9 protein-coding genes and 1 pseudogene are annotated in these 9,972 nt (G+C 64.9%); 2 read left to right on the top strand and 8 right to left on the bottom strand.

The features are described 5' to 3' along the window. Positions 1 to 271: pseudogene (locus EN879_RS12490) on the top strand (hypothetical protein); the annotation flags it as partial. 151 nt (positions 272 to 422) lie between these two features. Here the strand turns inward: EN879_RS12490 and EN879_RS38950 are convergent. From EN879_RS38950 to EN879_RS12450, 8 genes are all read right to left on the bottom strand, one after another. Further along, complete coding sequence (locus EN879_RS38950) at positions 423 to 587, bottom strand: hypothetical protein (protein WP_164745797.1); 165 nt, start codon at positions 585 to 587, stop codon at positions 423 to 425. Positions 588 to 1,524: 937 nt separating this feature from the next. Further along, entirely contained in the window at positions 1,525 to 1,878 is a 354-nt protein-coding gene (locus tag EN879_RS12480; RefSeq protein WP_024503728.1) for a cupin domain-containing protein, read from the bottom strand. Positions 1,879 to 2,210: 332 nt separating this feature from the next. Beyond that, positions 2,211 to 3,104 carry a sugar phosphate isomerase/epimerase gene (locus EN879_RS12475; RefSeq protein WP_063169118.1) on the bottom strand — a complete coding sequence of 298 codons (894 nt, stop codon included), beginning with the start codon at positions 3,102 to 3,104 and terminating at the stop codon, positions 2,211 to 2,213. 63 nt (positions 3,105 to 3,167) lie between these two features. Then, complete coding sequence (locus EN879_RS12470) at positions 3,168 to 4,106, bottom strand: ABC transporter substrate-binding protein (protein WP_013529341.1); 939 nt, start codon at positions 4,104 to 4,106, stop codon at positions 3,168 to 3,170. A 76-nt stretch (positions 4,107 to 4,182) separates the two neighbouring features. Then, on the bottom strand, positions 4,183 to 5,181 hold the full coding sequence (locus EN879_RS12465; protein ID WP_027162931.1) for a COG4158 family protein: 999 nt from the start codon (positions 5,179 to 5,181) through the stop codon (positions 4,183 to 4,185). Continuing rightward, complete coding sequence (locus tag EN879_RS12460) at positions 5,178 to 6,722, bottom strand: sugar ABC transporter ATP-binding protein (RefSeq protein ID WP_024503725.1); 1,545 nt, start codon at positions 6,720 to 6,722, stop codon at positions 5,178 to 5,180. Before EN879_RS12460 ends, EN879_RS12465 begins: the two co-directional genes overlap by 4 nt. After that, positions 6,719 to 8,098, bottom strand: a complete 1,380-nt coding sequence (locus tag EN879_RS12455; RefSeq protein ID WP_063169119.1) for an FGGY-family carbohydrate kinase — start codon at positions 8,096 to 8,098, stop codon at positions 6,719 to 6,721. The genes EN879_RS12460 and EN879_RS12455 overlap by 4 nt, the downstream gene beginning before the upstream one ends. Next, positions 8,095 to 8,871 carry a DeoR/GlpR family DNA-binding transcription regulator gene (locus EN879_RS12450; protein ID WP_013529337.1) on the bottom strand — a complete coding sequence of 259 codons (777 nt, stop codon included), beginning with the start codon at positions 8,869 to 8,871 and terminating at the stop codon, positions 8,095 to 8,097. The genes EN879_RS12455 and EN879_RS12450 overlap by 4 nt, the downstream gene beginning before the upstream one ends. Positions 8,872 to 9,063: 192 nt before the next feature. Here EN879_RS12450 and EN879_RS12445 point away from each other — a divergent pair. After that, positions 9,064 to 9,972, top strand: a 909-nt coding sequence (locus tag EN879_RS12445; protein WP_164774386.1) for a class II aldolase/adducin family protein, incomplete at its 3' end; no start/stop codon positions are given.

The raw sequence follows: 9,972 nt of genomic DNA, 5'->3' as shown, positions 1-9,972 counted from the left end.
TCAGGAGGCTCTGGACGAGCAACGCAAGGCCACTGTTTCTCTTGCCCGCGACTTGGCTGCGGCGCGCGGGGACAACGACAGGCTCAGGACTGAGCGCCGCAGCGCGCAGATCGAACCGCCCCTGAAGCCGCGTTCTGGCCGCGCGGCAGCCAGCCAGGTGAAGGCCGTCAGCAAGAAGATTGGCAAGGTTCGCAGCCCTTCGCGGATGACCCGGGTGCGTTCGATCACACTTCCTTATTCGCTCTTGCCAAGACACGTGACACCGCAGTGATTTCCGACTGCGCGGTCGCTTCCGTGGAAGGCCATTTTTGATGCCCCGCACCCCTTCGTAATGCACCCGAGGCCTGCTGCCATTTCGGCCAAAGATGAATGGCCTCTCGAATTCACCCTGCTTCATCAGCGAGAGTGTTCTGCGCGATGCGCTATGTCAGGCCGATCACGCTGCCTGTCGCGTCCAATTCGCATTGGATCGCCGCCTGCCGCGTTTCCACGCTGCCTTGCCGCGCATAGTCGATGCTGACCTCGATGGGGGCCGAGATCGTCGCCCGACTCAACTGATGTACGAAGCCCGCGCTGGTGACGCGCACGCTGGTCGCCCCCAACGGAGCGGCGGCCGACTCGATGGCATCATGGCAGGCCCGAACGACTTTATCCGGGACGCCCGGCAGCGCCTCGGTTCGGCTGACTGTTGATTGAGTTTTGCTGTCGCTGGGAGGCTGGAGAGCGGCCGGGAGGTCGAGCGACTGTCCGCCCCTTGCGGACGCAACAGCAGTGGCGGTGGCCGAACCTACAGTCCCCGGGGCTGTCGTAGTGCCGCTTGTGCTGGTCTCGCCGTCGTCCGCCGACGAACTGGAGCCGCCGGGGTCGTCGCCAGTCCCTTTGTGCGAGCCGCCCTGGTTGCCGCCGGCGTCATGACCTCCACCGCCCCCATGGTCACCAGAACCATGGCCGCCGTTGCCATGCCCTCCGCCTTGCTGACCACCGGTTGCAGCTCCTGCGCAAACTACCGCGATCGAGCAAGCTAAGACGAAATACGCACAGGTGAATCCACGCGATTGACGCACGACGACCTCCATGGATGCGTCGGTCCAACCGTCTTTCCGCGGCGTGCAGTCAGAACGGCGCGAACCGCCGCTGCCCCCGAGGCAACCTCGCGATTGCCGCGCCCCCGAAAGAACTAGGGGATCAATCCGGTCTATCAAGGATACCTGGCCGGCAAGCACCGATGAGAGGGCGCTTGGCTGGCGAGTGCCGTATCATTCATGTCGAGGCCGACCGTCTGGATGACGCCGCAGACGCCTTCATGACCCAATGACCGGAGTCCGAGGAGTGGCCTGGCCGAGGCCCCGGCGAATGCAGAGATCAGCGAATACGCTTACCGCGCCCAGGTCAGCGCACCTCCTCCGAGCCATCGGCGACACCCAGGCGATGTCGGTGGGATGGCCTCCAAAAGGCCCCCGGAGGCACGAAAAAGCTTCGCTTGAGCACTCGCCGCGATGGCGCGGCCAGACGGATCACCCCGCTTCAGCCGACCCGCACGACAAAATGCTTCGTCACCGGCTCGATGATCTTCCAGGTTCCCTTGAAATCCGCTTCCACGACGAAGGCATCGCCGGGGCCGACCTCGACCGGCGTGCCGCCGTCCGGCGTGATGATGATGCGGCCGGCGATCATGTGCACGAACTCATAGTCGGTATAGGTGGCGTGATAGGTGCCGGGTGTCGCCCGCCAGGTGCCCGACAACACCTTGCCGTCCTCGGTCGTGTGCTGGACGGCGGTTTGCATGGTCGGCCTGCCCTCGACGACGATCCAGCCAGCCAGATCGCCTGCGTCCGCGTGTTCGACGGTGCCGAATTTGAGGATTGTCTCGCGTGTCATGTGCTGAACTCCGTTTGGGGATTGCGTGGCGCTGTTTGCCTGGCCGGTCAGATAACCGATGCACCTGCCGCGAGCAATGCCGCCGCCATACGGCCGGCACCTTGGCTGACGGTGCATCAAACAAAAACCCGCCTGTGCGGCGGGTCACTGGCGCAAATCAGCACCATAGGCAAAAATGTACCATAGCTGAGGTCACCGAGTCAAGAAAAAATTCCTATCGCGAAAAAGCTGGCGGCGCAAAAGCTGCCAGCACTGGCTGCCATAAGGCCGTTTGTTGATTTGAAGTCAGAGCCCTGCCATGCGGCGCACGCCGCGCCCTCTCGACGGGCGGGTCAGGGTTTGTGGCGCGCCGAAACGAGTTCCGCCTTGCGCCTTGCCGTCTCCAGCCCGAGCCCGATGAAGGCGCGCGCGTGCTTGGCCAGCGCCATGTTGTCCGTCCACAGATTGCGCCAGATGGCGGTCTTCTTCGACAGGTGCTCATCGACGATTTCCGAAGAGAAGGATTCGAAGCTGAGATCGTCGCTGTAGCCGATCGCCGTCAGCGCATCGAAGATCGCGGCGAAATCGATATTGCCGGTGCCGAGGAAGCCGCGATGGCTTTCGCCGATATGGACATAGCCGATCTTGTCCGCGGCTTGATGGATGGCCAGCCCGACATCGGCCTCCTCGATGTTCATGTGGAACGTGTCGAGATGCAGGAAGATGTTGTCCGAGCCAGTGTCCTCGATGAAGGCCAGTCCTTGCGCGGCGGTGTTGAGCAGATTGCTTTCGAAGCGGTTGACGATCTCGAGGTTGAGCGTGACGCCGGCCGCCTTGGCTGTTTCGGCAACCTTGGCCAGCGTGCCGGCACTGCGCTGCCATTGATCGCGCGTCGGCGCCTCGACCTGCAATCCGTGGCTGGTCGAGAGAATGCCGGCGACCTTCCGGCCGCCGAGGTCACGCGTCAGCGCGATGGTATCGTTGAGGATTTCGACGCCGCGCGCGGCAATCGCCCTGTCGGCGCTCGAAATATCGCCGTCAACAGGCAATCCGATGCTGATCGCCACGCCGAGGCCAAGATCGGCGATGCGCCTGGCGAGCCCGCCGATGTCGACATCGGCGGGGTCGAGATAGGAGAATTCGATGAGATCGAAGCCGGCCTCCCTGGTGTTGGCCAGCGTGCGCTCCAGATCGGCCTGAGCCGAGCTCGCCGACCAGACGAAAGAATGGATTCCAATACGCGACATCATCGTCTCCGGTGCTGACAAGGTGCGGCCGGGTCATCCCGGCCGCACCGGTCTTGGAAGAATTTAGCGGGCTGCGGTCCAGCCCTTGTAGTCCTTCAGGTTCTCGGCCGTGATCAGCTTCGGGTCGAGCAGAACGGTCGGCTCCGCCGGCTTCTTGCCGGCCAGCAGCTCGGCCGCCATCGTCAGTGACTGGCCGGCCATCACATAGGGATCCTGCGAGGCCGAGGCCTTGATCATCGAGGTGCCGGAAGAGAGTTCCTTCTCGATATCGGGCGCGCCGTCGACGGCGGTGAAGATGAACTCCGAACGGTTGAGCTGCTTGGCAGCGAGCTGGGCGCCGATCGCCGTCGGGTCATTGATGGCAAACACCGCATCGATCTTGTCGAAGCGGGTGAGCAGCGACTGGAACACCTTCAGGCCGCCGTCGCGCGAGCCTTCGGCATTCTGGTCGTCGGAGAGGATCTTGATGTCGGGATGCTGCGAAAGCACGTTCTTGCAGCCCTTCACCCGCTCCAGGATCGACGACGATGCCGGTCCGTTGAGGATGACGTAGTCGCCCTTGCCGCCGGTGTGGTCGACCAGGTACTGGCAGGCCTCTTCGCCGGCCTTGACGTTGTTGGTCATCACGGTGACGTCGGCGCCCGGCGCCGAAACGTCGAAGGCGGCAACGACGATACCTGCGGCCTGTGCCTTCTTCACCGCCGGCGCGATCGCCTTGGCGTCGACGGCATTGAGCATGATCACGTCGACACCGGCGGCGATGAACGAATCGACCTGCGAGACCTGCTTGTTCAGGTCATAATCGGCCGATACCGAGGTCACCTCGACCTTCGGGTTGATCTTCTTGGCCGCGTCCTCGATGCCCTTGATGGTGGCGACGAAGAAGGGATTGCCGAGCAGGCCGACCGAGATACCGACCTTGTTGAGGTCCTTGGCCGAAGCAGGCGCGATGGCGAGCGACGCGAGTGCGACGCCGCAGAGCAGTTTGGCGATGGTCTTCATTGCTTTCCTCCGATTGCCCCGCGCCTCTCACGGTGCGTTACACAAACCGGTCGTTGACGCCGGCGACTAAGGTCAATCACGTTCTTGCTCCTGCCTGGAGCCTGTAGCGGTCGAGGGCGACCGCCACGATGATGACCAATCCCTTGATGATGTACTGCCAGATGTCCGAGACACCGGCCAAGATGAGCCCGTTGGAGAGCACCGCGATGATCAGGCCGCCGATCAGCGTTCCCCAGATCGAGCCGACGCCGCCGACGAAGCTGGTGCCGCCGAGAATGACCGCGGCAATGGCGTCGAGTTCGTAGGACTGGCCCAGCTGCAAGCCGTTGGCGGCGTAGAGCCGGGCCGCCGACATGGCGCCGCCGAGGCCGGCCAGCAGGCCGGAAACGCCATAGACGAAGAGCAGCACCAGCGGCACCTTGATACCGGTCAGCCGCGCCGCTTCGGCATTGCCGCCGACGGCGTAGATCCAGGTGCCGAGCACGGTGCGCTTGAGCACCAGCCAGGACAGCACCACCACCGACAGTGCGATGATGACCAGCCACGGGATGCCGAACAGCGAACCGTTGCCGATGAAATCGAACGGCAGGTCCGAATTGAACACCGTGGTGTCCTGGCCGAGCAGGCGGGCGACACCGCGCACCGCGGTCAGCGAACCCAGCGTGACGATGAAGGGCGGCAGCTTGATGTAGGCGATGAGCAGCCCGTTGATGAGGCCGAAGCCGAGGCCGACCAGAATGGCCGCCGGCACGCCGAGCAAACCCCAGTCCGGCACCAGCGATACGATCACCGCCACCATCGCCGATGCGGCGAGGATGGCGCCGACGGACAGGTCGATGCCGCCGGTGAGGATGACGAAGGTCATGCCGGCCGCCAGCACGATGTTGATCGACGACTGCTGGGTGACGATCAACAGGTTGGTCTCGGTCAGGAAGCGCGGGTTCAGGAACTGGAAGCCGGCCGCCAGCAGGATCAGCACCGGCAGCATGCCAAGGGCAGCGAAAGCCGTGCGCAACCGTCGGCTCGTGCCGGTGGCCTGGCCGCCTGCGCTGATCTCGGTCGCCTTGTCGGTCATTGCTGAGCCGCTCCCGTTGCAAGTTCCATGATTTCCTCCTGGCTTAGCGGTTCGCCTTGCGATGCCGTCACCTCGCCCGATATCTTTCCGTCGCGCATCACCAGCACGCGATCGGCGACGCCGATCACCTCGGGCAGTTCGCTGGAGATCATCAGGATGGCGATGCCCTGCTTGGCGAGATTGTCGATCAGCCGGTAGATTTCCGATTTCGCTCCGACATCGACGCCGCGGGTCGGCTCGTCGAGGATGACGACCTTCGGCTCGGTCTCGAGCAGGCGGGCGAGCAGCACCTTCTGCTGGTTGCCGCCCGACAGCGAGCCGGCATTGGCCTGCACCGAACTGGTGCGGATGGAGAGATCGGCAACGGCCTTGGAAGCACGCCTTTCGGCGGCCGCGAAGTCGCGCAAGCCGCCGGCGCGCGAATCCCGCGCCAGCACGCCCATGCTGATATTGTCGGAGATCGACATGTCGAGGAACAGGCCGAGTTCCTTGCGGTCCTCGGTCAGATAGGCGATGCCGGCATCGAGCGCCTCGCGCGGCGAGCCGATGGTTACAGGTTTGCCGTCGAGTTCCAGCGTGCCTGAAATGTGCCTGTCGGCGCCGAAGATCAGCCGCGCAAGCTCTGTGCGGCCGGAACCGACCAGACCCGCCAGCGCCAGCACCTCGCCCTTGTGCAGGTCGAACGAACAGTTTTTCAGGAGACGGCCGTCGGACATGGCGCGCACCGAGAGCGCCACCGCGCGCTTTTCATCCGGCGGCCGATGATCCTTCTTGTAGAAAGCCGACAAATCGCGGCCGACCATCATCGAGACGAGGCGCGAGGCACTGAGGTCGGCACGCTCGAGCGTGCCGACATAACCGCTGTCGCGCAGCACGCTGACGCGGTCGGCAAGCTGGTAGACCTCTTCCATGCGGTGGCTGATGTAGATGATGGCGATGCCTTGCGATTTCAGCGTCGCGATGACCTCGAACAGCCGGTCGGTCTCGCGCGAGGTCAGCGACGTGGTCGGCTCGTCCATGACGATGATGCGCGCATTGGTCGATAGCGCGCGGGCGATCTCGACCAGCTGGCGCTCGCCGAGCGACAGGCTGGAGACCATGTCGCGGGCCGAAAAGGAAACGCCGAGCCGCTTGATGATCTCGCTGGCGCGCCGGGTGCACTGGTCGCGATCGACGATGCCGAAGCGTCGCGGCTCGTTGCCGAGGAAGATGTTCTGCGCCACCGTCAGATTGGGCGCCAGCGACAGCTCCTGATAGATCACCGCGACGCCGCTGGCGCGCGCCTTGATCGGATCGCCGGTCGCAGCCGGCATGCCGTCGATCAGGATCTCGCCGCCGGCATCCGGCCGATAGGCGCCTGAAAGCACTTTCATCAATGTCGACTTGCCGGCGCCGTTCTCGCCCATCAGGGCGTGCAGCTCCCCGGCATGGACGCTGAGCGAGACATCGTGCAAGGCACGGATCGCGCCGAACGTCTTGGAGATGTGGCGCATCTCCAGCACCGGCTGGCGCGCCGTCTCAGCCTGGGCAATCGCACTCATCGCGCGCCTCCCACTGCCGCACCGGCGACGCTCTGGTCCATCGTGGCGTCACGCCAGTTGCTGCGATAGCCTGCCAACCCGGTGAAACGCGACGCGTGCACCGGCTCTGGAACTTCGGCGGCGAATTCGCGCCCGACGCTCTCGAAGGCGAGCGCCGCTGCACCCGTGGCGCTGCCCTCCAGCGTGGCGCCCTGCAGGAAAGCCTGGCCGGGACGCAACTGCGCCAGCAGTCCGGCCAACACACCGCCTGTGTTCAGCCCGCCATCGACGATCACCGTGTTGTTCGAATGGATGAGGTCGAGCGACAGATCGACCATCAGCGCGACGTAGAGCAGCGCGGTGGCCGCGCGTTCCCCGGCATCGGGCATGCGCCCCACCAGCCGGCCGGACTGACTGGGCATCGGCCCGCCTGGCGCGAAGCTCGGCAGCGCCATGATGCCGGCATCGATCACCCGCTGCACCACCGGACCGGCGATCTCGCCTTGCCAGCCGCCGCTGATGGTTGCGAATTCGCGTCCGCCCATGAAGCGAATGGTCGGCACCGGGCCGCCGCCGACATCGACATTGACCAGCATGTCGCGATCCCGGTCGAGCGTGTCGAGCGGGCAATCCGGATTGAGCACGACGACCCAGGTGCCGGTCGAAACGACGGTGACCGGGCCAAGCTCCTGCCGGCGATAGGCATAGAGCGCCGCATTCGAATCATGGACGCCGTTGTGGATGGCGATCGGTCGCGCCGCAGCGCCGAGGCGGTGCTCGCCGATAACGGTGCCGGCGCGCTCGAAGCCAGGCATCCGGTCACGCCAGCCCTGCGCGTCGACCAGCGAGGAAAAGTCCTGGCTCCGCGGCGCCCACAGATGCGAATGGCAGCCGAGATAGGACACTTCCGAGACCGCCCGCCCGCCAAGGCGCCAGCTCCAGTATTGCGGATAGCCGAGGATCGATTTCGACGTAGCGAACGCGTCGGGATCGACCTCCTGCAGCCACAGCATGTGGCGGCCGTAGTTGAAGCCGAGCGGCAGCCGCGGCGAAAAGGTCTCCGAAAAGTCCGGAATGCGGCGATCGATCCGCGCGGCAATCTCGGCCGGCGGCTCTTGCTCGTAGTCGAGGATCGGATGCGTCAGCGCCGCTTCGTCGACCAAGGCAAAGGTGCAGCCATGGCCCGACACCATGACCCCTTCCACTCCATGACCGTCGACCGTATCGGCAACGGCGCTGAGCGCCCAATGGTGGAGCGCCGCCTCGTCGAGCACGCTGAAGCCGCCTTGGCGCATCCATTTCGGCTGTGTCCGGCGCTCGTCGATGATCCGCCCGTCCTGGCCGAAGACGAACAGCTTCGAATTGGTCTTGCCGAAATCGAGGACAGCCACCTTCACTGGATGGCTCCCGAGGCTATCCGCACCATGACGCCGGCGTCCTCCAGCATGCGCGCATCGGCGTCGGAGAGACCGTCGTCGGTGACCAGCGTGCCGATGCGGGAAAGCGGCAGCGCGACATTGCGCGCGTGGATCGACAGTTTGCGGCTGTCGGCCAGCACCACGATCTGGTCGGCGCAAAGGCTGAGATCGACGATCGAGCGTACCAGCAGCGGGTGCGATTCCATCACGCCTTCCTGGCCAAGGCCTTGCGCGCCGAGAAAGAACTTGGAGGCATAGAAGGGCACGGCCTGGCTGAGCGAATGGATGATGCCGGGTTCGCGATGCAGATCACCGCCCGCAACCGTCAGGCTGCAATGGCCGTGGTCGCTGAGATAGGCCGCCAGCGGCATCGAGTTGGTGTAGAGGCGGATGTTGCGCTCGGCGAGCTTGACGCCCAGATGGAAGCAGGTCGAGCCGCCATGCACGATGACGGCGTCGCCGTCGCGCACCATGGTCGCCGCGAGAGCGGCGATCTGCCGCTTGGCCTCGACCGCAAGGTCGCGGTTCTCGTCGTAGGGCCTGGCGTAGGCAACACCGGCCTGGGAAGCGCCGTCGAGCGCCGAGATGCCGCCATAGACCTTCCGCGCTTCGCCGGCCTCGTCGATCCTGTCGATATCGCGCCTGACCGTCGCGGCTGAAACGCCAAGCCGCTCCTGCAACTCGCGCACCGAAGCGAACGGACGATCCCGCAACAGTTCGACGATCTGACGCTGACGGCCGGAGTCGCTCAATTCTTTCCTCCCGGATGCCATTTTCCATGGCAATTGGCGTAACTTACTCAACATTAGTCGGATTGCAAGCGTGTTTGATGACAGTAGATCACTATTGACGTAGATCACTCGTTTCTGCGATATCAGCGCCAATTCGATCCCGGCAACGGGATTTCGCGCAGGACACGGCCGAGCCGTTGGAGGAAAAGCGCCATGGCGACCGAAGCTGACGCGCAGGAACTGGCGGCCTTGCGGGCGCTTTCGGCCAGCATAGGGCGGAGCCCGCATCTCACCCAGGCGGCAGGCGGCAACACCTCGCTGAAAGCCGGCGACACGCTGTGGATCAAGGCCTCCGGCACCTGGCTGAAAGACGCGCTCGTCGATGACATCATGGTGCCGGTGGCGATGGCGCCGCTGCTGAAAGCCGTCGAACAGCGCGATCGCGCCGCCGACCAGCCGCAGGGTTTCACCATTGCAGCGCTCAACCCGCGCGGCCTGCGGCCATCGATCGAGACCACGGTGCACGCTTTGATGCCGCAGCGCGTCGTTCTGCATGTCCATTGCGTCGACACCATCTCGCTTGCCGTGCAGGCCGATGGCGAGGCCGAGGTCGCCAAGCGGCTCGATGGCATCGAATGGGCCTATGTGCCCTATTTCCGGCCCGGCCTGCCGCTTGCACGCGGCATTGCCGAAAAACTGCGGCCTGGTGTCGACGTGCTGATCCTTGGCAATCACGGGCTGGTCGTCGCTGCCGAAACCGTCGCCGGGGCGGAGCTTCTGCTGCGCCGTATCAGGTCATTGCTGGCCCGGCCGGCGCGCGCGACCGCCGCACCCGACCTCGACGCCTTGGCCGCGCTTGCCGGCGACAGCGGCTACAGATTGCCGGCCGATGTCGAAGCGCATGCGGTTGCGCTCGACGCTGAGAGCCGCCGCATGGCGCAGGCCGGCAGCCTCTATCCGGACCACGTCATCTTCCTCGGCCAGGGCTCCGTCGTGGCGAAGCCAGGCGAGGCCGTGGCAGATGTCGTTGCACGACTGGGCACGTCGCCTGCGGCGATCCTGTTTCCCGGCGCAGGCGTGCTGATGCGCGGCGACGCCAGTGCCGGCGCCGATGCCATGCAA

Source organism: Mesorhizobium sp. M7A.F.Ca.AU.002.02.1.1 (genome assembly GCF_003998535.1).
GTDB classification, from domain to species: domain Bacteria; phylum Pseudomonadota; class Alphaproteobacteria; order Rhizobiales; family Rhizobiaceae; genus Mesorhizobium; species Mesorhizobium ciceri.
This window is presented reverse-complemented; position numbering and strand designations above follow the sequence as displayed.

Excerpts from the sequence above, each read along its gene's own strand:
- EN879_RS12480 (WP_024503728.1), bottom strand. The coding sequence starts at position 1,878 with ATGACACGCGAGACAATCCTCAAATTCGGCACCGTCGAACACGCGGAC.
- EN879_RS12475 (WP_063169118.1), bottom strand. The coding sequence starts at position 3,104 with ATGTCGCGTATTGGAATCCATTCTTTCGTCTGGTCGGCGAGCTCGGCT.
- EN879_RS12470 (WP_013529341.1), bottom strand. The coding sequence starts at position 4,106 with ATGAAGACCATCGCCAAACTGCTCTGCGGCGTCGCACTCGCGTCGCTC.
- EN879_RS12465 (WP_027162931.1), bottom strand. The coding sequence starts at position 5,181 with ATGACCGACAAGGCGACCGAGATCAGCGCAGGCGGCCAGGCCACCGGC.
- EN879_RS12460 (WP_024503725.1), bottom strand. The coding sequence starts at position 6,722 with ATGAGTGCGATTGCCCAGGCTGAGACGGCGCGCCAGCCGGTGCTGGAG.